We start from the raw sequence: 24,048 nt of genomic DNA on the forward strand, positions 1-24,048 counted from the left end.
GACGACTGTCTTAGCAAGGCGATCGCCGTGAGTCCACGACCCTCTGATGCCCCGCAACGGGTGATTGATGCCGCAGCACAGATGCTGGCGCGGGTAGGCCTCAATGCCACCAGCATCCGTGAGGTGACCAAGCTGGCCGAGGCGCCGTTGGGCTCGACCTACCACCATTTTCCTGGCGGCAAACAGGAGCTTCTGGCGCGCGCCACCTACGTGGCTGGCGACAAGGTGGAGGCGCTTCTCGTTGAGCTGTTGAAAGGCGGAGCCGTGCAGGGGCTGCAGCAGTTCCTGGCGATGTGGCGCGAGCGCCTGCTGCGCTCCGGGTTCCGCGCCGGCTGCCCGGTGCTGGCCGCCGCGGTCGAGGAACCGGTCGAGGCGGTTCCCAGCCAACCGCGCGCGGCCGCCGCAGAGGTGTTCATGCGCTGGCAGGGGCATCTGGCCGCAGCCTTCATTGCCGACGGCCACCAACCTGCTGTGGCGGATGGGTTGGCCAGCCTGGTGATCGCCAGCGTGGAAGGCGCCGTGGCGATGTGCCGCGCACTGCAGGACATCGCCCCGTTCGACCAGGTCGCAGCGCAGTTGCTGAAGGCCGCCGCGCCACCTGAGCGCTAGAATGCACCCAAACGCGCTACTGCGTGCCCGGCAAGGATGTCCGCATGTTGCACCACCTTTCCCTCGGCGTTCGTGACCTTGATATCGCAGGCCGCTTTTATGACGCCGCGCTCGCCGCACTCGGGTACCGCCGGGTGTTCGAGGACGAGACCGCGATCGGCTATGGGGTGGCCGATGATGAAGACGCGTTGTGCCTGAAGCTGCGTGATGACGCCGCAGCGCCGGGCCCCGGCTTCCACCTGGCGTTCGCTGCAGCGTCCGCAGCGGCGGTGGATGCCTTCCACGCAGCAGCCATCGCCAACGGAGGCGCTGACAATGGAGCGCCCGGACTGCGCCCCGATTACGGTGACTTCTACTACGCCGCGTTCGTGGTCGACCCCGAGGGCCATCGCATCGAGGCGGTGACCAAGGCGCGGCCGGCGTGAAGCAGCCGGGCATTCCGGCGCCAGCCCGCTGAAGCTGCCAATCGCATGCCGTAGCCCGGCATGGCCCATACCAGGCCGACGATCGGCCAGCGCCCGTCCGCCCCTGGTACTCCCCAAGCCGTAGAGGCACGCGCAGTTTTCGATCCTGCCCGACTCTGCGCTATTATCCGCCGGGGGCCTCGGAACGTGGCCCGGCTTCAACCAACCCTGACAAGGACAAGCGCATGGATGTCGCTGCACGCAGGAACAGGACGTTGTTTCGTTGGATCATGGTGGCACTGCTGGCGGTACTGATGCCGTTTGCAGCGCTGGCGCAGCCCGCAGCCGGGCAGGCCGATGGCGCCGAAGCCGCCACTGCCACGGAAGAGGCGCAATGCCGCGCCTGCAGCTATGAACGCATCGGGCCCAAAGTCGATATCGGGCTGGTTGCATTAGTGTCGCTGCTGGTGGTGGGTCTGCTGATCGCAGCGTCGCGGGAATGGGGCAGCACGTCGCAGCGCTGGACCTGCCGCACGCTGGCTCTGTTGCTGGTGGGCATCGGCCTGGCGTTGTTGTGGTGGGCTGGCAGCGTCGTCTACCTGGGCTACAACCCGTGGCAGGAAATGGCCGCCCCCGTCGGTGGCTCGCTCACCTCGACACTGCTCACTACCTCACCGAAGTGGCTGGCGGCGCTGGTGTTGATTGGTTTCGCGCCTTCCATCTGGAAGCGCAGCGAACGCCTGCCGGCCTGGCGTATCGGCTGACCCTGGAACGACGGCGCCGGGTCAGACCCGGCGCCGCCTGCGGCCATCAGTCAAAGCGCCAGTGCACGCCCGCATAGACGCCACGGCCTTCGCCTGGCGTCGAGCGCGCGACATCCTTGCCGGCGTCGTCGTAGCCCGGCGTGACCGTGGCCGCGTAGTGGCGGTTGCCGATGTTGCGCATCTCCGCCCAGGCCTGCCAGCGACCACCGGGTGCCTCGTAGCCGATGCGGCTGCCGAAGATCACGTGGCTATCGGCCCAGTAGCTGTTGGCGTAGTCCACCGCGATGCGCGAGGCGTATTCGCTGTTCAGCGCGGCGTACAGGCCGGAGGCATGATCGAAGCGCAGCTCGGCCTGGTAGCTGTGGCGCGGCAGGCCCGGCAGGCGGTTGCTGCCGAAGCGCGCATCGTGGCGGTAACCGAAATCACTGAAGGTGTACGCCTGGCGCAACGACAGGCGCCCCGGCGCGGCCTGCCACAGTGTGCTGTCCAATCCGGCTTCGATGCCACGGTGCACGGTGGGGCTGGCGTTGTTCTCTGCGATGAACAGGTTCGGTACCGGCTGCAGCTCCACGCTCAACAATTCATGGTTCACGTGGGCGTAGTAGCCGGTCAGTTCCCAGCGACCCAGCGCCGCGTCACCGCGCGCGCCCAGTTCCAGCGTGGTGGCGGTCTGGTTCTGCATCGGCACCGGCGCGCGCTGGCGGCCGCTGGACGGGCCATTGCCTGGCCCGAAGTACTGGTTCGAGCCCCAGATCATCGACCACGGGTGCGGCGCCTCCACCGAGCGGCTGAGGTTGCCGAACCACTGCGTCTGCGCGCTGTGCTGCCAGGTGAAGCCCAGTCGCGGCGCGTAGTCCCAGTCGTGGTCGCGCAGGCGGCCGCCGCTGCTCGGCCAGGTCACCTGCACGTCGCGGCGGGTGCTGATCAGTGCCAGCCCGGTCTGCATGCGCAGGCGGTCGTTGAAGGTGAGGGTATTGCCGACGTGCAGCGTGCTGTCGGTGCCGTGGTGGCGGAAGTCACGCGTGCGCGTACCGGCGGCATAGCCGTTGCTGGCAAAGCGCAGCGACTCGCGCACATCGGCGTCCAGATCGTGGGTGACGCGCAGACCGATCGTGGTTTGGCTGTCCAGGCCGAACAGCCGGTGGCGGTGGTGGTAGTCCAGCGTGGCGTTGAGGTTGGCGTAGTCCAGCTGCTGGCGGTACAGGCTCTCGTTCAAGTCCATCGGGTACGTGTGGTAGACCAGCCCGGCCTGCAGCGAAGAATCCTCGTCGATCTGCAGCGTGGTGACATTGGCCACCCAGGTGCTGCCCGGCTGCGGGCGGCGCGCATCGATGGCCAGGTTGGCCGCATTCGCGGCGTGTGGATCGTTGCGGATCTGATCCCGGCTCAGGCGGCCGGGCGTTTCATGATTGGTTTCGCGATAGCGCACGAAGAAGCGCGTCTGCAGGTCGGGCGTGATCTGCCAGCCGATGTTGGCCATCGCGCCCTTGCCGTCGCCGCGCGCATGGCGCTGATAACCATCGAACTCGGTATCGGTGTAAGCCAGGAAGTAGTCGACATCACCACTGGCGCCGCCCCAACTGATGCCGCGCTTCTGGTAGCCACGGCTGCCGGCTTCGTAGTGCAGCTGCACGCCCGCCGAATCACGTCCGCTGCGGCTGACGTAGTCGATGGCGCCGCCCAGCGCGAGCGCGCCGCGTTCGAAGCCGTTGGCGCCGCGGAGCACTTCCACGCGCGACAACCACAGCGGTTCCAGCAGCTCGTAGGGCGTGCCGCCCGGGCCGGTCAGTGGCAGGCCGTCGATCGACACCGCAATGCCTGAGGCATGCGCGCCGGGGCCCCGGTTGATGCCCGAACCGCGGATCGAGATCCTGGTGCCCTCGTTGCCCGGCGACTGCGCGCTGATGCCGGGCTGGTAGGCCAGCACATCGGCGCTGCTGGAAAGGCGGCTGTCGGCCTTGGCCACGTCGATGACGTTGCTGGCGCCGGGTACACGCTTCAATGCCTCGCGCGCCTGGGCACTGGCATCAGTGGCAGCGGTGACGTGCACGGCATCCAGCGTGGTGGCCTGTGGGGCCGCAGCGGCGGTGGAAGCTAGGCCGAGGGAAACGGCCAGGACCAGCGGTGATCGGGTGGGGCGGTACAACGAGAGCGACATGCGGGAATTCTGTAAACCACGAAAGTTGCGCGCAAGTTAACAGGTCGACGGCGCCACGTCACCCATCGGCGGCGTATGGCCGCCCGCCGCGTTCCTGTAGAGCCGAGCCCGCGCTCGGCTAATCGCGCAGCGCCGGTTGTCTGCCATCGCGACGAAGAGCAGCCGAGCATGGGCTCGGCTCTACAGCAGGGTTTATGGCGAGGGTTTCGTCAGCGTCTTCGACTTTGCGTAGAACTGATCAGCTGCTTCCTTCTCGCCCAATGCCGCATGACACTCGGCCAGGCTGTCCCACACATTGGCCGAATCCGGATACAGCTCGGTGTTGAGGGCGAATACCTTCAACGCCCTGCGTGCACCAAGGCTCTCGCGGATGGCATAGCCACTGGCGTTGATCGCACGTTCCAGCTCGCTGCCCGTCACCCGGTTGTCATCGCGCAACCAGCTGCGTATCGCCTGGGCAGCGCCTGCGTCATCGTCCAGCGCATACGCGATCAGCCGCTCGGACAGTACCGCATGCGGAAACTCCTGCGGCGCGGCCACCGCCATCGTGCTTTCCACCAGCGTGCTCGACCAGACATTGCGGGCGCTGCCGTTGGTCAGGTAAACGAATACCCAGTAGCCGCTGGCCAGCGTGCCCTTGTAGGCCAATCGCGTACGTACACGGGTGCCGCCATCATGGCCGACCTGGGTGTAGCCGTCACTGCGGGTGGTGTCCCAGCCGGTGGAGAAGAAATTGCTGCCGCCACCGCTCAGTTTCTGCGGCTGCCAGAGTTCTTCCAAGGTCGCCGTGCGCACCAGCTTGCCGGTGGCCAGTGCTTGCAGGAAGCGGTTCATGTCGCCCACGGTGGTCTGCAGGTCGGCATGGCCCCAGCCGTAGTCCGGCCAAGGGTCTTCATTGGCCGGCTGCAGTTGGCCGTCCTTGCCGATGTACGGCACCGCCGCGCGCGTGGCTGGCACGCTGGTGACACCCCACGAGGTGCTGGCCATCTTCAAAGGCTGCAGGATGCGTTCGCGTGCGATGGCCGGGTAGGGCTTGCGATAGTGCGCTTCCAGCAACGCCGTCAGCACCAGGTAGTTCGCCTGGGTGTACTGCACGCGGCTGCCGGTGGCGAACTGCATCGGTGCAGCGCCGGCCACCTTCAGCGCAGTGCCAAGGTCAGGCGCTACACCGGGGTAGCCCTTGCTCACCCAGCGGTCCTCCACCCGGTCGTAGTACTCGCCGATACCCGAGCTGTGGTTGAGGAAGTCGCGCACGTGGATTGCCTGCCATGCAGTCGGCAGGCCCGGAACATAGCGGCTTGCCGGCGTCTCCAGATCCACCTTGCCCTGATCGACCAATTGCATCACCAGCGTGCTGGTCAGCAGCTTGGCCATCGATTGCGCGGCGAAAATGGAATCGACGGTGGCCGGTGCGTGGGAGGCCGGGTCACGCTCGCCGCTGGCGCCCTGGTACAGCACCTGTCCGTTGTGGGCGACCAGCACCGCTTGCCCGGCGATGCCGTAGCGCTTGCGGTTGGTCTGCAGTTGGGCTTCGAGCTGTGAAGAGAGGCCGACGGGGAGCCCACGCGCAGAAGCGGGTGGAGCAGCGAACAGGGCGCAGAGCAATGCAGCAGCAAAGGTGCGGTACATCGCGGTGATCCATCAGCGGTGATGGCGCATCTTGGCATGTAGAGCCGAGCCCATGCTCGGCTGCCTTCGGGCCAGGCATCATGCACCCGGAAAAATGAGCCGAGCATGGCTCGGCTCTACAGGTGTTTCCGGGCAGTGCCGGCTGCTGGCCGGCACCCCTGTGATCAGCCGAGGATTCCGGGCAGATCCAGTCCCTTCTCCTTCGCGCAGTCGATCGCGATTTCATAGCCCGCATCGGCATGGCGCATCACGCCGGTGGCCGGGTCGTTCCACAGCACGCGGCCAATCCGCTTGGCCGCCGCCTCGGTGCCGTCGCAGACGATCACCATGCCGGCATGCTGCGAGAAGCCCATGCCCACGCCACCGCCGTGGTGCAGCGACACCCAGGTCGCGCCGCTGGCGGTGTTGAGCAGGGCGTTCAGCAGCGGCCAGTCGGACACCGCATCGGAGCCGTCCGCCATTGCTTCGGTTTCGCGGTTCGGTGAAGCGACGCTGCCACTGTCCAGGTGGTCACGGCCGATCACCACCGGCGCCTTCAGTTCGCCGTTGGCCACCATTTCGTTGAAGGCCAGGCCGAGTCGATCACGATCACCCAGGCCGACCCAGCAGATGCGTGCCGGCAGGCCCTGGAACTTGATCTTTTCGGCGGCCATGTCCAGCCAGCGGTGCAGGTGCGGGTTGTCCGGAATCAGCTCCTTCACCTTGGCATCGGTCTTGGCAATGTCTTCCGGGTCGCCACTCAGTGCCGCCCAGCGGAACGGGCCGATGCCGCGGCAGAACAGCGGGCGGATGTAGGCCGGCACGAAACCCGGGAAATCGAAGGCATTGGCCACACCTTCTTCCAGCGCCATCTGCCGCAGGTTGTTGCCGTAGTCCACGGTCGGCACGCCCAGCGCGTGGAAGCCGAGCATGGCGCGGATGTGGTTGGCCATCGAGGCACGCGCAGCCTTTTCCACTTCCTTGGGGGCGGAGACACGCTTTTCATCCCACTGCTCGACCGTCCAGCCCTGCGGCAGGTAGCCGTTCACCGGGTCATGCGCGGAGGTCTGGTCGGTCAGCAGGTCCGGCTTCACGCCGCGCTTGAGCAGTTCAGCCAGCACGTCGGCGACGTTGCCGAGCAGGCCCACCGACTTCGGCGTACCGGCCTTGCACGACTCGTCGATCAGGCGCAGGGCTTCGTCCAGATTGTCGGTCCAGGTATCCAGATAGCCGGTGCGCAGGCGCATGTCGATGCTGCTCTTGCGGCACTCGACGGCCAGGCAGGAGGCGCCGGCCATCACGGCAGCCAGCGGCTGTGCACCACCCATGCCGCCGAGGCCACCGGTGAACAGCCACTTCCCGGTCAGGTCGCCGCCGAAATGCTGGCGCCCCATTTCCACGAAGGTCTCGTAGGTGCCCTGCACGATGCCCTGCGCACCGATGTAGATCCAGCTGCCGGCGGTCATCTGGCCGTACATGGCCAGGCCCTTCTTATCCAGCTCGTTGAAGTGGTCCCAGTTGGCCCAGCGCGGCACCAGGTTGGAATTGGCGATCAGCACGCGCGGTGCATCGGCGTGGGTGCGGAACACGCCCACCGGCTTGCCGGACTGCACCAGCAGAGTCTGGTCGTCGTCCAGGCGCTTGAGCGTTTCGACGATGGCATCGAAGCTCTCCCAGTCACGCGCGGCGCGGCCGATGCCGCCGTACACCACCAGCTCCTGCGGCCGCTCGGCCACGTTCGGGTGCAGGTTGTTCATCAGCATGCGCAACGGCGCTTCGGTCAGCCAGCTCTTGGCGTTCAGCGTGGTGCCGGTCGGCGCGGCGATGGTGCGGGACGGGTCGTTGCGGGTCATGCGGCGCTCCGGTTCGTAGCGAATTCAAGGCAGGCGTTGAGCACCTGCGCCAGGGTGTGGCGCAGTGGTGCGGCGTGGTCGGGGTCGAGCGGGGTGGGCCAGCTGTGTTCGTCCACCTGGTCCGGCAGGGGTTCGTGCATGTAGCCGCGGCAGGCAAGTTCCATCTGCAGGCTGTGCACGCCGCCGGCGATGTTGCTGTAGTGGCGGGTGATCCAGCCGCCCTTGAAGCGGCCGTTGCGCACCTGGCTCATGCCGCTGATCTTCAGCAGGTTTTCCACAACATCGCTCAAGGCGTTGTCGCAGGACGTGTCGGGTGCGCCGGACGGCCCGGCGGTACCGAGGTTGAACTGCGGCAGCTCGCCATCGAACAGGTGCGGAATATGCGAGCGGATCGAATGCGCGTCGTACACCACCACCGTACCGTGCTGCGCGCGCAGGCGGGTGATCTGTGCGGCCAGCGCATCGTGGTAGGGCAGGAAATATGTGTCGCGGCGCCGCGCGATCTCGGCGTCATCCGGCTCGCGGCCCGCGTGGTACAGCGGCTGGTTGTCGAAGGTGGTCAGCGGGCACAGGCCGGTGGTGTTCTGGCCCGGGTACAGCGACACACCGCTGGGATCGCGGTTGAGGTCGATCACCGAACGTGAGATCGCCGAGCGCACCGTGGTCGCGCCCATGCCGCGCACGAAGTCGTACAGCTCGTGCACCCACCAGTCGGCATCGCGGCGCGCCAGCCACGGCGAGTGGTAGTCGCCGATCAGGTCGTGCGGCAGCTCGCTGCCGGTATGCGGGAAGCTGACGATGAGGGGGGCGTCGCCTTCGTGCACCGTCAGCCATTCGGGACGGGTATTCATGCGTGGGGTTCCACGGTTGGCAGCAGGTCGGTCAGGCCCTGCGCCAGCGCGCCACTGCGCACCAGATTCGTGGCGGTCACCATGTCCGGATGGAAGTAGCGGTCTTCTTCCAGCGTCGGCACCTGCGCGCGCAGGGTGGCGCGCACGGTTTCCAGCGCGGCACTGGAGCGCAGCGGCGCATGGAAGTCGCAGCCCTGCGCCGCGGCCAGCAGTTCGATGCCGATCACGTTGGCCGCGTTCTCGGCCATCTGCATCAGCCGGCGTGCGCCGTGCGCGGCCATCGACACATGGTCTTCCTGGTTGGCCGAGGTCGGGATCGAGTCAACGCTGGCGGGGTAGGCGCGCTGCTTGTTTTCCGAGACCAGCGCGGCAGCAGTCACCTGCGGAATCATGAAACCGGAATTCAAACCGGGACGTGGGGTCAGGAAGGCGGGCAGGCCGGACAGCGCCGGATCGACCAGCATCGCCAGGCGGCGCTCGCTGATCGAACCGATCTCGCACACCGCCATCGCCAGCATGTCGGCGGCGAAGGCCACCGGCTCGGCGTGGAAGTTGCCGCCGGACAGCGCTTCGCCGGTATCGGTGAACACCAGCGGATTGTCGGACACGCCGTTGGCTTCGATTTCCAGCGTGGTCGCGGCCTGGCGCAGGATGTCCAGCGCCGCCCCCATCACCTGCGGCTGGCAGCGCAGGCAGTACGGGTCCTGCACGCGAACGTCGTTGTCACGGTGTGATTCGCGGATGCCTGAGCCCTGCATCAGCGTGCGCAGGGTGGCGGCGGTGGCGATCTGCCCGCGCTGGCCGCGGATCGCGTGGATGCGCGGGTCGAAGGGCGTGTCGGAACCCTTGGCTGCTTCCACCGACAGCGCGCCGGTCACCAGTGCGGCCTGGAACACGGTCTCGATCTCGAACAGGCCGGCCAGCGCATAGGCGGTGGAGAACTGGGTGCCGTTGAGCAGGGCCAGACCTTCCTTTGCGCCCAGGTCAATCGGCTGCAGGCCGGCACGCGCCAGTGCGTCGGTTGCGGGCAGGCGTTCGTCACCGATGTAGGCTTCGCCCACGCCAAGCATCACGCTGGCCAGGTGCGAAAGCGGTGCCAGATCGCCGGAAGCACCCACCGAGCCTTGTGCCGGCACCACGGGCAATACGCCCTTGATCAGCATCGCTTCGAGCAGCAGCAGGGTTTCCTCGCGAATGCCCGATGCGCCTTGCGCCAGGCTGACCAGCTTCAGCGCCATCATCAACCGCACCACGCTGGCCGGCATCGGTTCGCCCACGCCAGCAGCGTGCGAGAGCACGATATTGCGCTGCAGGGTGGCCAGGTCTTCGCGCTCGATGCGCACGCTGGCGAGCTTGCCGAAGCCGGTGTTGATGCCATACACCGGCGCACCCTTGGCGACGATGGCGGCGACTGCAGCAGCACTGGCGCGCACTACCGGCAGCGCGGCCGGATCCAGTGCAAGCGGTGCACCGCGATAGACCTGCCGCCACTGGGCGAGAGTGACATGGCCGGGGCGAAGAACCAGGGTGTTGCTCATGTGTTGCTCCAGGAGGCAGGCAGGTCGGGCTGCCCGCGCACCACGCGCGCGTGCAGCGGGTTGAATCCAATGCGATAGACCAGGTCGGCGGGGGCGTCGATGTCCCAGATCGCCAGGTCGCAGTCCATGCCGACGGCCAGGCGGCCGATACGCTCGCCATGGCCCAGTGCGCGCGCCGCTTCACGGGTGAAGCCGGCGATGCACTCATCCACGGTCAGGCGGAACAGGGTCGCGCTCATGTTCATCGCCAGGAGCGGGCTGGTCAGCGGCGAGGTGCCGGGGTTGCTGTCGGTGGCCAGCGCCAGCGGCACGCCGGCCGCGCGCAATGCAGCGATCGGCGGCAGGGTGGTATCGCGGGTGAAGTAGAAGGCGCCCGGCAGCAGCACGGCCACGGTGCCGGCGGCGGCCATCGCGGCGATGCCGGCGTCATCCAGATGTTCAATATGGTCGGCCGACAGTGCTCCTAAGCTGGCGGCCAGTTCGGCGCCATGCTGGTTGCTCAGCTGTTCGGCGTGGATCTTCACTGGCAGCCCATGCGCGCGCGCCGCTTCGAAGACCTGCCGCGCCTGCGCCGGCGAGAAGGCGATGTTTTCGCAGAACACATCCACCGCTTGGGCCAGGCCTTCCGCGGCGATGGCCGGAATCATCACGTCGCACACCTCGTCGATGTACTCCTGTGCTTCGCGGCCCGGCGGAATTGCGTGCGCGCCGAGGAAGGTGGTCACCACGTTGACCCGGCATTCCTCACCCAATGCACGCGCCACCTGCAGCTGCTTGCGTTCGTCGGGCAAGGTCAGGCCGTAGCCGGACTTGATCTCGATCGTGGTCACGCCTTCGGCACGCATCGCCAGCAGGCGCGGCCGGCTTTCGCGGGCCAGCTGTTCCGGCGTCGCGGCGCGGGTGGCGCGCACGGTGGAGACGATGCCGCCGCCGGCACGGGCGATCTCGGCATAGTTCACGCCCTGCAGGCGCTGCTCGAATTCGTTGGCGCGGTTGCCGGCGTAGACCAGGTGGGTGTGGCAGTCGATCAGGCCGGGCGAAATCCAGCGGCCTTCGCCATCGATGCGGGTGGTCGGCTTCAGGTGAGCGTCGCTGCCGGCCGGGCCAACGTGGACGATGCGGCCGTCGGCGCAGGCCAGTACGCCATCGCGGATGACACCCAGGCCGTCGCCGTCGAGGGTGATCAGGTGGACGTTGGACCAGAGGGTATCGACGTGCATGGCATCCACAACGCGGCTGTGCTTATATGTCTATACAATATAGGCGTCCATTTCGGGTTGTCCAGCCATGTCCGATTCGCGTTCCCCGCACAGTTTCCATGCTGCCCACGCCTTGCTGGCCGAGGGCTGGGCCCGCGATGTCCGCCTGCAGGTGCAGGACGGCCGCGTCACGGCGATCCACACGGGGCAGGGCGCCCAGCACGACGACACCCGCGTCGGCATCCTGGTGCCCGGCCTGCCCAACCTGCACAGCCATGCCTTCCAGCGTGGCATGGCCGGCCTGACCGAGATCGGCGGCGGTGACGGTGACAGCTTCTGGAGCTGGCGCGAGCTGATGTACCGCTTCCTGGCCCACCTGCGACCGGACGCGGTGCAGGCCATCGCCGCCCAGGCCTACATGGAAATGCTCGAAAGCGGCTTTACCCGCGTCGGTGAATTCCACTACCTGCACCACGACGCCGATGGTCGCGCCTATGCCAACCGCGCCGAGATGAGTGCACGGATCGCGGCGGCAGCCGAGCAGACCGGCATCGGCCTGACCCTGCTGCCGGTGTTCTATGCGCATGCCGATTTCGGCGGGGCGGCGCCGAATCCAGCGCAGCGGCGCCTGATCCACGACGTGGAGGGTTTCGCGCAGCTGCTGGAGGCCGCCAAGCCGGCATTGGCCGCGCTGCCCGACGCGGTGCTCGGCATCGCACCGCACAGCCTGCGTGCGGTCACCGGCGAGGAACTGAGTGCGTTGCTGCCGCTGACCGACGGCCCGGTGCACATCCATATCGCCGAGCAGGTGCGCGAAGTGGAGGCCTGCCTGGCCTGGAGCGGCCAGCGCCCGGTGCAGTGGCTGTACAACCATGCGCCGGTGGATGCGCGCTGGTGCCTGGTGCATGCCACCCACATCACCGATGACGAGCGCGCGGCCATTGTGGCCAGCCAGGCCGTGGCCGGCCTGTGCCCGATCACCGAGGCCAACCTGGGCGACGGGCTGTTCCCGATGCAGGCATTCGCGCGCGAGGGCGGACGCTTCGGCGTCGGCTCCGATTCCAATGTGCTGATCGATGCGGCCGAAGAACTGCGCCTGCTTGAATACGGCCAGCGGCTGACCCTGCGCGGTCGCAACGTGCTGGCGCCGGATGCCACCCGCAGCACCGGTCGCTTCCTGTTCGAAGGCGCACTGCACGGTGGTGCACAGGTGCTGGGCGTGCCCGCTGGCCTGCAGGTGGGCGCCAGTGCCGACCTGGTCGAACTGGATGCCGGGCACCCCGCGCTGCAGGCGCGACAGGATGACGCATGGCTTGACAGCTGGGTGTTCGCCGCACGTAATGGCGCGCTGCGATCGGTCTGGCGCCATGGCCGCCAATGCGTGGCCGAGGGCCGCCACCTGCAGCGCGAGGCGATCACCACCGCCTTCGCCGCCGCCCTGCGCGGCGTGCTGGGCTGATCGCCTCCCGCTACCGAGACCCCATTACGTGAAGGCCAGCAAGTCCGCCACGCTCAACCAGCGTATCCGCAGCGATCTGGAAAGCCGCATCCTCAGTGGAGAGTGGGCGCCGGGCTTCCGGATTCCATACGAGCACGAGCTGATGGAGCAGTACGGCTGCTCGCGGATGACCGTGAACAAGGTGCTGACTGCACTGGCCGAGAGCGGCATGATCGAGCGCCGCCGTCGCGCCGGTTCATTCGTGGCGCGGCAGCCGCCGCACCTGGAACAGGTGGCGCTGGAGATTCCCGATATCGCGATGGAGGTGGGCTCGCGCGGCCATCAGTACGCCTATCGCCTGCTGCAACGGGAACTGCGCCTGGCCGATCCCGGCAATGCTGGTGAAGTCGAGCTGGCTGGGCAGGAGAACCTGCTGGCGATGCGTTGCCTGCACCTGGCCGATGGCCGTCCGCTGGCACTTGAGCATCGCCTGATCAGCCCCGTCGGCGTGCCCGAGGTGCTGGACGTCGATTTCAGTACCACCGCGCCGGGCAGCTGGCTGCTGCAGAACGTGTCGTGGACCCGCGCCCAGCACCGCATCAGTGCCTGGGGGGCAGATACCGCCACCGCCAGGCTGCTGGACGTGAAGCCCGGTACCGCCTGCCTGGTGATCGAACGCCTGACCTGGCGTGGCGAACAGCCGATCACCCGCGTGCGCCAGGTGTTCCTGGGGGATGCCTGGGACCTGGTCGCGCGCTTCGCGCCGGGCGCGCGATAGGGATTCCATCCACGCGTGGCTGGATCTACTGGGCCGGAACGACGTCGCCTCGAACTCTGTCGGGGCGTGTGTACGATGTGTATCGTCCTGCGTGAAGAGCAGGGACCTCATCCGGGATCTGGAAGCGGCAGGTTGGATCTGTCGCCGGATCCGCGGATCCCATCATGTATTCGTGCACCCGCAGCACCCTCACATCATCACCGTTCCTCACGCAAAGGAAGGATCCGGGGAAAGGGCTGGTGCAGGCGTTGCGGAAGCTCGCAGGACTGACGCAGGAGGGCCCATGCGATATCCAGTCTTGATCGAGGCAGGCGATGAGCGCACCGCGTGGGGTGTGGTCGTTCCAGATCTGCCGGGGTGCTTCTCGGCGGCCAACACGCTTGATGATGCGCTCAGCGCTGCCGAGGAAGCTGCACTCGCCTGGATTGATGCGGCCCTGGATGAGGGGCGCTCGATTCCGACACCTTCCGCGCCGCAGAAGATCGCCGCCGAGGCATCCAAGGACATCCGTTGGATTCTTGCGTACATCTGCATTGATCCGGCTCTGCTGGACGATACCATCGAGCGGGTCAATATCAGCCTGCCACGCCGGATCCTGGCGAGGCTGGATGCGCAGGCCAGAGCGGCGGGTGAATCGCGCTCCAGTTACATCGCCCATCTCGCAGCATTGGGCTGAGCTGGCGCCATGTGGCGCCGAGCCGATGCTCGGCTGCTGTTCGCGTGTGGCTCAACTCTGCAAAGGCATCCACGCGTGGCGTGGATCTACCAAGGGGTCGCGCATCGGGGTTCAGTAAAACCACGCCACGCGTGGATGCGGCCCCATCAGTACGTGGCGCATTGGCGCCAGCGCACCGGCTCATCCACGCCGGGGCGGGCGTTGAGCTGGATGCGCACGTTGCGCAGGGCGGGGTAGTGCAGCACTTCCTCGCAGACCTGCGGCCACACCGCGTCCAGCTCGCCCGTGCGGTTGATCGCCAGCGTCTGCCGGGTCAGCCAGACCCCGCTGGCGATACCGGGCTTGCCGGCCAAGGCGCGGGACAGATCGGCCTGGAAACGCTCCAGCGTGGCGGCATCCGGGTTGGGGTTGCTGCGCGCGTCGGCTGAGGGCGTGGCCGGTGCAGGCGCAGCGGCCGGCGGCGTGGTGGCGGGGGCCGGCGCCGGTTCGGGCGCCGCTTCAACCGCAGGCGCAACCGGCGCGGGGGTGTCCGCCACCTCGGCAACAGGCGGGGTGTCCTGCACATGCAAGCCTTGCAGGCTCAATCCCACCAGCAGGCCCAGCGTGACCGCGCCGAGCGCGGCAATGGCGATCCGGCGCAGGGCTTCATGGCGGGCGCTGGCGCGCACACGGGTTTCGATTTCTGCCGGCAGGTAGGGCTGCAGCAACGGCCACAGGCGCGGACCGTCCAGTACTTCTACCGCCTGCTTCTCGGCAGCGCTGCGCCCGTCGCGTTCCATCCGGCCTTCGGTCAGCAGCACGCCGCCCTTGGCGCCGGCCAGGCGCGCAGCAGCCCCCAGCTCGTTCACTGCGGCGGTGCCGATACGGTAGGCAAGGCCATGCTTGCAGGACACCAGCCACTGGTTGGGGCCGTCGCTGAGCAGGAAGTCGCTGCTCGGCTCGCGGGATTCCTCCGCCGGGTCATTCAGTTCACGCAGGCCGCGCTGTTCGCGCAGCATGCGCTTGACCAGTACCGAGAACTCGCGCCAGTGCATGCCGGCCAGGGCTTGCAGGCCGAGTTGCATCTCCTTCTGCCGCCGCTTGATCCACCACAGATAGACAACAGCCAGGGAACAGGTAAGCAGGGCCGACAGCAGGGCCAGGATCCAGGGGAGCATGCAGGAGTAGGGCGGAAGGGGCGAAAGCGGAGAACGACAGTGTAAAGGTCGCGGTACCTGGCCGGGTCAGAAGGTTCCTGACAGGAAGCGTGATGGAACGCCCAGTTCGGAATACAGCAGGCACGAAAAACCCGCCAATCCTGATGCCGTGAGGGGAGGGAACAAACGGCAGCCGAAGCGATTGGCGGGTTGCTCGCGATTGTCAATCAAAGTTTATTGCATTGCAACAATGAGCCGGTCAGGGCAGGCCGCCTGGCGACTGATGGCTGCCCGGAGCAGGGGCGTCGGTGCCGGACGCGGCGCGGTTTTCCAGCTTGGCCAGGCGCGCGTGCAGGGCATCGATGCGGGCTTCGAGCGCCGTCACTTCGTCGGCGGTGGGTACATGCAACCGCTTGAGCACGCCCTGCACCTGGTCATCAAAGGCCTTCTCGACCTTGTTCCAGGTGCCCGAGGCCTTCTCGCGGGCTTCGTCCAGCGAGCTCTCGACGTTATCACGCCAGCCCGGGCCCTGTTCGCTGCTGCGCTCACGGCGGCGGGCTTCCCAGGCTTCGCCTTCCTTCACCAGGCCGTCAAAGAAGCGGCTGCCTTCGGCCTGTGCACGGCCGAGAGCGCCAAGACCGGCCAGCCACACCTGCTGCGCCGAGTCACTCAGCTTGCGCGAAAAGCGCTCGGCCTGGTCACCGAAAGAGGCGTCGTCGTTGCGGCGGTCGTCGTTCTCGTAGTGGTTCATCGCAGTTCCCGTGGGAGTTGGGCCTGCCCCGAGAGTAGCGCGCCGTGGCGTTGCACGGCCGTGATGGCCGCGGCCGGGGTTCAGCCCAGCTTTTCCTTCAGAACGCGCTGTATCTCGCCTTCGACCATGCCCTTCATCGCCGACAGCAGGAAGCCCAGCTTGGCCGTCACGCGCACGGCGCCTGGCTGCAGTTCGATCGCGCCGTCCACGCCGCTGCCGGAGAAGTTCAGTACATCGGCGGTCCACGACGACTTCAGGCCGAAGCGCTCGGACAGCTTGGCGGCGACCTGCTCGATCGCGGCGCGCGCCTGCGCGTCGGGCAGGCCGTGGGCGTGGCGGACATCGATGGTGGACATGCAGGCTCCTGGCGCAGGGCGGGGATGATCAATGAGGGCGAGCATTGTGCGCATCGAGGGCCTCCGCGCCAAGCACTCATCCTGGGTTCTTCTTCGTTGGCGACCAACCTGCTAGGCTGCGCCGCGTGCAGAACCTGCTTGTTCACTTCAGCCAACAACAACAGCCCGACCAGCCGCTGCGGCCCGGGGTGCAACGCATCGTGCGCCAGGCCAACGGCAGTGTGCGGCTCGGCGATGCCGGCCATGGTGCCCTGTTGCTGGCGCAGTTCTGCCTGGATGATCGCGGCCTGTGGCTGCAGGTCGGCAACGGGATCCGCGGCATTCATGTGAACGGTCGACCGGTGCGGCGCATGGCGCTGCTGCGTGCGGGCGATGCGGTGTATGTGGACGGCGTGGAGATGGTCCTGCAAGGTGAAGTCGAGAGCCTGCTGCAGGCGCCTGCGCCGAAGAACGAGGAAGGCAGCGACGAGCAGCAGCGGCTGTTGCGCGGAGTTGGCGGCCTGCACCACGGCCGCAGCTTCACCCTGTCGCGGGCCCGCCTGATCGGCCGCGGCGGCGACGCTGACATCGCTATTGACGATCCGGCCTTCGCCGAACGACACGCCCGCGTGGAAGTGCATGGTGATCGCGTGCTGCTGCGCGATCTGGGCAGTGCCGACGGCACCTGCGTCAATGGCGTGGCCGTGCGCCATTGCTGGCTGCAGGCCGGCGACCAGGTGGTGTTTGATGGCCAGCACCGGTTTGTGCTGGAAGTGCCGCATGACCCGCGCCGGCGCCCGCTGCCGGATGAAGACGAGTCCAGCCAGGACGCCGAGCAGGCGCCGGTGCTGCCGGCCGTGCCGCGCAAGGTCCGGCGCTGGCCGTGGCTGCTGGTCAGTGCGCTGCTGCTGGCCGCGCTGCTCAGCCTGCTGCTCTGGTTCGGCGCGCGCTGACGGTAGTGCCGGCCGCTGGCCGGCAACCGCCGCCCCTGAATCCGTGAGGTGGCCGGCCAGCGGCCGGCACTACCCGGTCGCGTTGCCGATGGATTCCAATGAAACCAAATTTCCCTTGCGCCACAAGGCCGCAAGGCTGGTGCACTGCGGCATACTAGGGGTCTTGCCCCACAGGTGTGACATGACGCGCGCGTTCAACTTCAGTGCCGGCCCTGCAACCTTGCCGGAATCGGTCCTGCGCCAGGCGCAGGCGGAAATGCTGGACTGGCACGGGTCCGGTGCTTCGATCGTGGAAATGAGCCATCGCGGTGCGGAATTCATGTCCGTGGCCGCCGAGGCCGAAGCCGATCTGCGTCGCCTGCTCGACATCCCCGACGACTATGCGGTGCTGTTCCTGTCCGGTGGCGCCACCACCCAGCAGGCGCTGATCCCGCTCAATTTCGCCGCCCCGGGCCAGCGTGCCGACTACGTGGTCAGTGGCCACTGGGGCAAGACCGCGGTCAAGCAGGCCGGTGTCTACGTCGACGTCAACATTGCCGCCAGCAGCGAGGCCGATGGCTATCGCACGCTGCCGCCGCGCGCCGGCTGGCGGCTCTCGCCGGATGCCGCCTATGTGCACGTCACCGCCAACGAGACCATCCACGGCGTCGAGTTCCGTGATGTGCCCGATACCGGCAACGTTCCGCTGATCGCCGACTTCAGCTCGTCCATCGCCAGCGAACCGCTGGATGTGCGCCGCTATGGCGTGATCTACGCCGGCGCGCAGAAGAACCTCGGCCCGGTCGGCATCGCGGTGATGATCATCCGTCGCGACCTGCTCGAGCGCAGTGGCCAGCCACGTGCGGACATCTTCGATTACCGCTCGCACGTCGCCCGCGATTCGATGCTCAACACCCCGCCGACCTGGAACTGGTACCTGGCCGGGCTGGTGTTCAAGTGGATGCTGGCCGAAGGCGGCGTGGCCGAATTCGCCAGGCGCAATGCCGCCAAGGCCGCGCTGGTGTACGGCGCCATCGACGGCTCCGGCGGCTTCTACCGCAATGAAGTTGCACATGCGGCCCGTTCGCGGATGAACATCCCGTTCTTCCTGCCCAACGCCGACCTCGATGCCCGCTTCGTGGCCGAGGCCAAGGCGGCCGGCCTGCTGGCGCTGAAGGGCCACAAGGTCGTCGGTGGCATCCGTGCCTCGCTGTACAACGCCATGCCGCTGGCCGGGGCCGAGGCGCTGGTCGCCTTCATGGCCGATTTCCAGCAGCGTCACGGCTGAGCAATGAACGGCGCGCACCGTCGGGTGCGGGCCCCGCAACAAGGAATTCCGATGGCAAGCAGCAAATCCAGCAAGAAGGCGCCGAAGAAGGCCGAACCGGCCAAGGACAGTGCGCCCGCCAAGGCGAAGGGCAAGGCCAAGGCCGCCTCGAACCCGGCACCCACCCTGGCGCCGCTGGCGCTGGCCGATGTGCGCTCGAAGATCGACCAGATCGACCGCGACATCCAGAGCCTGATCGCCGAGCGCGCGCGCTTCGCCCATCAGGTCGGCAAGGCCAAGGGCAAGCTCGCCGCCGCCGTCGACTACTACCGCCCCGAGCGCGAAGCGCAGGTGCTGCGCATGGTGGTGGATCGCAACGAAGGCCCGCTCAGCGATGAGCTGCTGGTGCACGTCTACCGCGAGATCATGTCGGCCTGCCTGGCCCAGCAGGAGCCGCTGAAAATCGGCTACCTGGGCCCGGAAGGTACCTTCAGCCAGCAGGCCGTGCTCAAGCACTTCGGCCGCTCCGCGCTGGGCCTGCCGATGGCCAGCATCGAGGAAGTGTTCCAGGAAGTGGAAGCGGGCAACGCCGATTTCGGCGTGGTGCCGGTGGAGAACTCGGGGCAGGGCACCATCCAGATCACCCTGGACATGTTCCTGACCTCCAACCTGAAGATCTGCGGCGAAGTGGAACTGCGCGTGCAGCAGTACCTGATGTCGCGCAGCGGCCGCATCGAGGACATCGAGCGCATCTACGCACATCCGCAGTCGTTCATGCAGACCTCGGCGTGGCTGCGCGCCAACCTGCCGAAGGCCGAGAAGATTCCGGTGTCGAGCAACGCCGAGGGTGCGCGCCGTGCGCGCAACGCCGACGACGCGGCGGCCATCGGCGGCGAGAGTGCCGGCCACGTGTACGGCCTGAAGAAGGTGGTCACCAAGCCGATCCAGAACGATGCCGACAACACCACCCGCTTCCTGGTGGTGGGCCGCAACATCTTCCCGACCTCCGGCCACGACCGCACCTCGGTGCTGGTGTTCATCCATGACAAGCCCGGTGCGCTGTTCGACGTGCTCAGCCCGTTCGCCCGCCACGGCATCAGCATGAACCGCATCGAGTCGCGGCCGTCGCACCATGGCAAGTGGGAGTACGGCTTCTTCATCGACCTGGCCGGCCACATCGACGACGCGCCGATGCAGGCGGCGCTGGCCGAACTTGAAGCGCACTCGGCGCAGATCAAGGTGCTGGGCTCCTATCCTGTGGCCGTGCCCTGAGTGCTGCTTGGGCGGCCCCGGCCGCCACCCCCTGATGCATCGCCGGCGGGCTGCCGGCGTTTACGGAATTATCGAACGATGAGCAACGCGCAACACTGGATCGCCCGCAAGGGCCAGCCCCTGCAGGGCAGCCTGACCATTCCCGGCGACAAGTCGGTCTCGCATCGCTCGGTGATGTTCGCCGCGCTGGCCGATGGCACCTCGCATATCGAGGGCTTCCTGGAAGGCGAAGACACCCGCGCCACGGCGCGCATCTTCAGCCAGCTCGGCGTGCACATCGAAACCCCCAGCCCGTCGCAGCGCATCGTGCACGGCGTCGGCATCGACGGCCTGAAAGCGCCGGATGCACCGCTGGACTGCGGCAATGCCGGCACCGGCATGCGCCTGCTGGCCGGGTTGCTGGCGGGCCAAGCGTTCGACTGCACGCTGATCGGCGATGAATCGTTGTCGGGCCGCCCGATGCGCCGCGTCACTGGCCCGCTGTCGCAGATGGGCGCGAAGATCGACACCCAGGATGACGGCACGCCGCCGTTGCATGTGCATGGCGGCCAGTCGCTGCACGGCATCGACTTCGCCTCGCCGGTGGCCAGCGCACAGATCAAGTCGGCGGTGTTGCTGGCAGGCCTGTACGCACAGGGCGAAACCAGCGTTGTCGAACCGCACCCGACCCGCGACTACACCGAACGCATGCTGTCGGCGTTCGGCGTGGACATCGAATTCTCGCCCGGGAAGGCCCGCCTGCGTGGCGGCCAGCGCCTGCGCGCCACCGACATCGTGGTACCGGCAGACTTTTCCTCGGCCGCGTTCTACCTGGTGGCGGCCAGCATCATTCCCGGCTCCGAGCTGCGCCTGAAGCAGGTCGGCCTGAACCCGCGCCGCACCGGCCTGCTGCACGCGCTGCGCCTGATGGGGGCGGACATCACCGAAGAGAATCCGGCCGAGCAGGGCGGTGAGCCGGTGGCGGACCTGGTGGTGCGCTATGCCCCGCTGAAGGGGGCACGCATTCCGGAGGAATTGGTGCCGGACATGATTGACGAGTTCCCGGCGCTGTTCGTGGCGGCTGCAGCCGCCGAAGGCCGGACCGTGGTCAGTGGCGCCGCCGAGCTGCGGGTGAAGGAATCCGATCGCCTTGCGGCGATGGCCACCGGCCTGCGCGCGCTGGGCATGCAGGTCGACGAGACCGAGGATGGGGCCACCCTGCACGGCGGTGTGCGCCTGGGCAGCGGCACCATCGAAAGCCACGGTGACCACCGCATCGCCATGGCATTCGCCATTGCCGGCCAGATCAGCGATGGCGAAGTGCGGATCAACGATATCGCCAACGTCGCCACGTCCTTCCCGGACTTCGATGGTCTGGCCCGCAGCGCCGGGTTCAACCTGGCCTGATCGGCATCGCGACCACCGGGCCATGCCCGGCGGATCGCATTGCCCGGCAGGTGCCAATCTTGGTTGGCACGCTCACATCTCCCGGTAGGTGCCAACCTTGGTTGGCACGCTTTCCGCATAAAAGGACGGAGGCCGAAGCCTCCGTCTAAACATCACGAACCCCTCGTCCGCGATCAACGCTGCTCGGTACGGAAATCCACCGGGACCCGCACCACGCTGGCTACTGCGCGGCCATCCTGCACCGCGGGTTGGAACTTCCAGTTCTGCACGGTGCTGAGCACCGCACGATCCAGATCGCGACTGCGCTCGCCGCTGCGCGAGACGATCGCAGCGTTGGCGACATTGCCGCGGGTATCCACATTCAGGCTGGCGATCACGCTGCCCTGCACGCCGCTACGCAGCGCGGCGGCGGGGTAGGTGGGCATGCGGTTGCTGGCCAGTGGGCGGGCTTCACGATTGCGCACTACCGGCGCGGCCTTCCGCGAAGCAGTAGCCGGGGTTGCCTGGCGCGCGGCAGGCGTCGCTGCGTCCGTCACCGCCGCCTGCTCGGGGGCCGGCAGCATGCGCTCGCCGACCGGCGCAGGTGCCACCTCTTCCTGGCTGGAATGACGCAGCCAGAGCAGGGCGGCAGCAAACATCGCCACGATCAGCGCGATCCACATCCAGGGCGACGTGGGTTTGTGCTGCAGGCTGGAATCCTCCTGCAGCTGCGGCGAATGAAGGTCTTCGTGGGTGGTAACAGCCATCGCAAACTCCTTCCGTCAATGGACGACATGGGCAGTGTTGCCCGAGGCACAGACGGAAAGTGTCAGCGTTGCGTCAACATCACCGGCAGGGTTCAGCTTGCCTGCTGGGGAGCGTTCAGTTACTGCGTCTTGAAGTCGAACGGCACTTCAATGCTGCCAGGCACGGCCTGGCCGTTGCTCTGGGCCGGAGTGAATCGCCAACGGCGCACGGCGTCGGTCGCGGCACGGTCGAGGTCGCGTGAACCGCTGCGCTGGATCACCGTGGCGTTGTTCGGATAGCCGGTGGCGTCTACATCCACGCGTACCACCACGGTGCCGGTTTCACCGGCGCGCAGGGCGGCGGCGGGATAGGACGGTGGCGGCGACTGACCGGCAATCGGCATCGGCTGGCTGTTGCCGGTGGCCGCCGGCGCAGGGCCCGGTGCGGCCGGGGCTGCTTCAGCGATCGGGGCGGGCGGTGGCGGGGCGGTTTCGACCAGCTTCGGCGCTTCTTCCTCGACCGGGGCCGGCTTGGCATCGGGCATGTCGCTGGAACCGGCCGCAGCGGCCAACGGTTCCGGGAGGGGCTCGACCTGGGCGGTTTCCTGCGGGGTCTGCGCGGCCGGGTCGGCGCGGAAGAACTCCTTGTCGCGGCCGGTCAGCCAGACCAGCACGAACAGCAGTACGCCCACGCCGAAGGCGATGCCGGCGATCTTCAGGGCGTTGCGCGGGATATGCACAGTGAACGACTTGGCGGACGACGAGCGGGGTGCAGACATGGACCGGACCAGTACGGAATGGCTCGATTCTGCCACGGCGGGAATGAACCGGGCGGCAGAAATCCGTATAACAAGCGATAATCCCGTTCCTGATACCCACCACGACACCTGCCATGCTTGATCCAGCCCTGCTCCGCCACCAGCCCGCCGACCTCGCTGAACGCTTGCGCACCAGCCGCGGCTTCGAGCTCGACGTGTCTGCCCTGGAGGCCCTGGAGGCTGATCGCAAGCGCATCCAGGTACGGACCCAGGAACTGCAGAGCCTGCGCAACAGCCGTTCCAAGGCCATCGGCCAGGCCAAGGCCAAGGGCGAGGACGTTTCGGCCATCATGGCCGAGGTTGCTGCCTTCGCCGACGAGTTGAAGGCCTCGGAAGTGGCGCTGGACGAACTGCGCGAGAAGATCGAAGCGATCTCGATGGGCATCCCGAACCTGCCGGCCGATGACGTGCCGGCCGGTGCTGACGAGAACGACAACGTCGAGCAGGCGCGCTGGGGTACCCCGCGCCAGTTCGATTTCAAGGTGCTGGACCACGTTGAACTGGGCGCCCGCAACGGCTGGCTGGACGGCGAGACTGCGGCCAAGCTGTCCGGCTCGCGCTTCACCGTGCTGCGCGGCCCGATCGCGCGCCTGCACCGTGCGCTGGCCCAGTTCATGGTCGACCTGCATACCGGCGAGCACGGTTATGAGGAAACCAACGTGCCGCTGCTGGTCAACGCCGATTCGCTGCGCGGCACCAGCCAGCTGCCGAAGTTCGAGGACGACCTGTTCAAGACCGCCGTGGGCGATTCCACGCGCTACCTGATCCCGACCTCGGAAGTGCCGCTGACCAACATCGTGCGCGACGAGATCGTCGATGCCGAGCGCCTGCCGTTGCGCATGACCGCCCACTCGATGTGCTTCCGTGCCGAGGCCGGCAGCGGCGGGCGCGACGTGCGCGGCATGATCCGCCAGCACCAGTTCGAGAAGGTCGAGCTGGTCTCGATCTGTCGCCCGGAAGAGAGCGATGCCGAACACCAGCGCATGACCCGCTGCGCTGAAGTTGTGCTGGAAAAGCTGGGCCTGCCGTACCGCAAGGTGCTGCTGTGCACCGGGGACATGGGCTTCTCGGCCATCAAGACCTACGACCTGGAAGTCTGGCTGCCGTCGCAGGAAACCTACCGCGAGATTTCCTCGTGCTCGAACTGTGGTGATTTCCAGGCCCGCCGCATGCAGGCGCGCTGGCGCAACCCGGCCACCGGCAAGCCGGAGCTGGCGCACACGCTGAATGGCTCGGGCGTGGCCGTCGGCCGCGCGATGATCGCGGTGATGGAGAACTACCAGAACGCCGATGGCAGCATCACCGTGCCGGAAGCCCTGCGCCCGTACATGGGTGGCCTGGAAACCATCGCCTGACAGCCGGCGATTCGCGCCGCCGCCCGAAGCTTAGGCTCGGACGCTACAGATCCATGTAGAGCCGAGATCCTATGTTCGTGGTCAAGCCTGCTGGAAGCAGGCTTGACCCACTTTCAGCATGGCCGGGTCAAAGTCCCGGCCGCTCTTGAAGACGCCCCAAGCGATCCTGGCCAGCTTTCTGGCCAGGATGTTGAA

22 protein-coding genes and 2 pseudogenes are annotated in these 24,048 nt (G+C 67.3%); 12 read left to right on the top strand and 12 right to left on the bottom strand.

From position 1 onward, the window contains the following. The first annotated feature begins 27 nt into the window (after nucleotides 1-27). The 3 genes from AC5P8J_RS04570 to AC5P8J_RS04580 all read left to right on the top strand — a co-directional run bounded on the left by AC5P8J_RS04570 (nucleotide 28) and on the right by AC5P8J_RS04580 (nucleotide 1,777). Nucleotides 28-609 (top strand): TetR/AcrR family transcriptional regulator, encoded by a 582-nt coding sequence (locus AC5P8J_RS04570; protein ID WP_227853571.1) that lies wholly within the window; start codon nucleotides 28-30, stop codon nucleotides 607-609. A gap of 44 nt (nucleotides 610-653) precedes the next feature. Continuing rightward, on the top strand, nucleotides 654-1,034 hold the full coding sequence (locus AC5P8J_RS04575) for a VOC family protein (RefSeq protein ID WP_031269802.1): 381 nt from the start codon (nucleotides 654-656) through the stop codon (nucleotides 1,032-1,034). A gap of 224 nt (nucleotides 1,035-1,258) precedes the next feature. Next, a complete protein-coding gene (locus AC5P8J_RS04580; protein ID WP_021202757.1) occupies nucleotides 1,259-1,777 on the top strand; it encodes a hypothetical protein in 519 nt (172 codons plus the stop codon). Between the two features lie 46 nt (nucleotides 1,778-1,823). Here AC5P8J_RS04580 and AC5P8J_RS04585 read toward each other — a convergent pair whose 3' ends face one another. The 6 genes from AC5P8J_RS04585 to hutI all read right to left on the bottom strand — a co-directional run bounded on the left by AC5P8J_RS04585 (nucleotide 1,824) and on the right by hutI (nucleotide 11,005). After that, a complete protein-coding gene (locus tag AC5P8J_RS04585; RefSeq protein ID WP_227853572.1) occupies nucleotides 1,824-3,935 on the bottom strand; it encodes a TonB-dependent receptor family protein in 2,112 nt (703 codons plus the stop codon). A 192-nt stretch (nucleotides 3,936-4,127) separates the two neighbouring features. Next, nucleotides 4,128-5,564, bottom strand: a complete 1,437-nt coding sequence (locus AC5P8J_RS04590) for a serine hydrolase domain-containing protein (RefSeq protein WP_227853573.1) — start codon at nucleotides 5,562-5,564, stop codon at nucleotides 4,128-4,130. Between the two features lie 164 nt (nucleotides 5,565-5,728). Then, a complete protein-coding gene (hutU, locus tag AC5P8J_RS04595; protein ID WP_494540189.1) occupies nucleotides 5,729-7,396 on the bottom strand; it encodes a urocanate hydratase in 1,668 nt (555 codons plus the stop codon). Continuing rightward, entirely contained in the window at nucleotides 7,393-8,247 is an 855-nt protein-coding gene (gene hutG / locus AC5P8J_RS04600) for an N-formylglutamate deformylase (protein ID WP_021202763.1), read from the bottom strand. Before hutG ends, hutU begins: the two co-directional genes overlap by 4 nt. After that, nucleotides 8,244-9,785 carry a histidine ammonia-lyase gene (hutH, locus tag AC5P8J_RS04605; protein ID WP_134730840.1) on the bottom strand — a complete coding sequence of 514 codons (1,542 nt, stop codon included), beginning with the start codon at nucleotides 9,783-9,785 and terminating at the stop codon, nucleotides 8,244-8,246. The genes hutG and hutH overlap by 4 nt, the downstream gene beginning before the upstream one ends. Continuing rightward, on the bottom strand, nucleotides 9,782-11,005 hold the full coding sequence (hutI, locus tag AC5P8J_RS04610) for an imidazolonepropionase (RefSeq protein ID WP_494540188.1): 1,224 nt from the start codon (nucleotides 11,003-11,005) through the stop codon (nucleotides 9,782-9,784). The genes hutH and hutI overlap by 4 nt, the downstream gene beginning before the upstream one ends. Nucleotides 11,006-11,072: 67 nt before the next feature. On the opposite strand from hutI, the gene AC5P8J_RS04615 reads away from it, so the two are divergent. The 4 genes and pseudogenes from AC5P8J_RS04615 to AC5P8J_RS04630 all read left to right on the top strand — a co-directional run bounded on the left by AC5P8J_RS04615 (nucleotide 11,073) and on the right by AC5P8J_RS04630 (nucleotide 13,876). Further along, nucleotides 11,073-12,443 carry a formimidoylglutamate deiminase gene (locus tag AC5P8J_RS04615; RefSeq protein ID WP_206621503.1) on the top strand — a complete coding sequence of 457 codons (1,371 nt, stop codon included), beginning with the start codon at nucleotides 11,073-11,075 and terminating at the stop codon, nucleotides 12,441-12,443. 28 nt (nucleotides 12,444-12,471) lie between these two features. Then, the gene (gene hutC / locus AC5P8J_RS04620) at nucleotides 12,472-13,200 is read left to right on the top strand and encodes a histidine utilization transcriptional repressor HutC (protein ID WP_111098178.1); all 729 of its coding nucleotides are present in this window, start codon (nucleotides 12,472-12,474) and stop codon (nucleotides 13,198-13,200) included. Next, nucleotides 13,157-13,360, top strand: a pseudogene (locus tag AC5P8J_RS04625) (hypothetical protein); the annotation flags it as partial. The gene hutC and the pseudogene AC5P8J_RS04625, both read left to right, overlap by 44 nt. Nucleotides 13,361-13,498: 138 nt before the next feature. Beyond that, nucleotides 13,499-13,876 carry a type II toxin-antitoxin system HicB family antitoxin gene (locus AC5P8J_RS04630; RefSeq protein WP_260833017.1) on the top strand — a complete coding sequence of 126 codons (378 nt, stop codon included), beginning with the start codon at nucleotides 13,499-13,501 and terminating at the stop codon, nucleotides 13,874-13,876. A 146-nt stretch (nucleotides 13,877-14,022) separates the two neighbouring features. On the opposite strand, the gene AC5P8J_RS04635 is transcribed toward AC5P8J_RS04630, so the two are convergent. The 3 genes from AC5P8J_RS04635 to AC5P8J_RS04645 form a co-directional block, all read right to left on the bottom strand. Next, entirely contained in the window at nucleotides 14,023-15,033 is a 1,011-nt protein-coding gene (locus AC5P8J_RS04635; RefSeq protein ID WP_021202769.1) for a restriction endonuclease, read from the bottom strand. 238 nt (nucleotides 15,034-15,271) lie between these two features. Continuing rightward, the gene (locus AC5P8J_RS04640; RefSeq protein WP_019660330.1) at nucleotides 15,272-15,763 is read right to left on the bottom strand and encodes a phasin family protein; all 492 of its coding nucleotides are present in this window, start codon (nucleotides 15,761-15,763) and stop codon (nucleotides 15,272-15,274) included. Between the two features lie 80 nt (nucleotides 15,764-15,843). After that, nucleotides 15,844-16,119: a polyhydroxyalkanoic acid system family protein gene (locus AC5P8J_RS04645; RefSeq protein WP_019660329.1), complete on the bottom strand. Its 276-nt coding sequence runs from the start codon at nucleotides 16,117-16,119 to the stop codon at nucleotides 15,844-15,846. Nucleotides 16,120-16,244: 125 nt separating this feature from the next. Between AC5P8J_RS04645 and AC5P8J_RS04650 the strand changes: the two genes are divergently transcribed. The 4 genes from AC5P8J_RS04650 to aroA all read left to right on the top strand — a co-directional run bounded on the left by AC5P8J_RS04650 (nucleotide 16,245) and on the right by aroA (nucleotide 20,955). After that, nucleotides 16,245-17,051 carry an FHA domain-containing protein gene (locus AC5P8J_RS04650; RefSeq protein WP_019660328.1) on the top strand — a complete coding sequence of 269 codons (807 nt, stop codon included), beginning with the start codon at nucleotides 16,245-16,247 and terminating at the stop codon, nucleotides 17,049-17,051. Between the two features lie 181 nt (nucleotides 17,052-17,232). Continuing rightward, on the top strand, nucleotides 17,233-18,318 hold the full coding sequence (gene serC / locus AC5P8J_RS04655; RefSeq protein ID WP_227852267.1) for a 3-phosphoserine/phosphohydroxythreonine transaminase: 1,086 nt from the start codon (nucleotides 17,233-17,235) through the stop codon (nucleotides 18,316-18,318). A 51-nt stretch (nucleotides 18,319-18,369) separates the two neighbouring features. Beyond that, nucleotides 18,370-19,569 carry a prephenate dehydratase gene (gene pheA, locus AC5P8J_RS04660; RefSeq protein WP_019660326.1) on the top strand — a complete coding sequence of 400 codons (1,200 nt, stop codon included), beginning with the start codon at nucleotides 18,370-18,372 and terminating at the stop codon, nucleotides 19,567-19,569. Nucleotides 19,570-19,647: 78 nt separating this feature from the next. After that, a complete protein-coding gene (aroA, locus tag AC5P8J_RS04665; RefSeq protein WP_227852268.1) occupies nucleotides 19,648-20,955 on the top strand; it encodes a 3-phosphoshikimate 1-carboxyvinyltransferase in 1,308 nt (435 codons plus the stop codon). A 173-nt stretch (nucleotides 20,956-21,128) separates the two neighbouring features. Here aroA and AC5P8J_RS04670 read toward each other — a convergent pair whose 3' ends face one another. Together AC5P8J_RS04670 and AC5P8J_RS04675 are read right to left on the bottom strand one after the other, a co-directional pair. Continuing rightward, nucleotides 21,129-21,701 (bottom strand): energy transducer TonB, encoded by a 573-nt coding sequence (locus AC5P8J_RS04670; RefSeq protein ID WP_494540323.1) that lies wholly within the window; start codon nucleotides 21,699-21,701, stop codon nucleotides 21,129-21,131. Between the two features lie 119 nt (nucleotides 21,702-21,820). Continuing rightward, nucleotides 21,821-22,459, bottom strand: coding sequence for an energy transducer TonB (locus AC5P8J_RS04675; RefSeq protein ID WP_031269809.1), 639 nt, complete (start codon nucleotides 22,457-22,459; stop codon nucleotides 21,821-21,823). 113 nt (nucleotides 22,460-22,572) lie between these two features. Here AC5P8J_RS04675 and serS point away from each other — a divergent pair, with 113 nt between their 5' ends. Further along, nucleotides 22,573-23,853, top strand: a complete 1,281-nt coding sequence (gene serS, locus AC5P8J_RS04680) for a serine--tRNA ligase (RefSeq protein WP_188250507.1) — start codon at nucleotides 22,573-22,575, stop codon at nucleotides 23,851-23,853. An 81-nt stretch (nucleotides 23,854-23,934) separates the two neighbouring features. Here serS and AC5P8J_RS04685 read toward each other — a convergent pair. After that, nucleotides 23,935-24,048 (bottom strand): annotated as a pseudogene (locus AC5P8J_RS04685) (IS110 family transposase); the annotation flags it as partial.

The organism is Stenotrophomonas sp. YJH_SMC_37 (genome assembly GCF_059370035.1).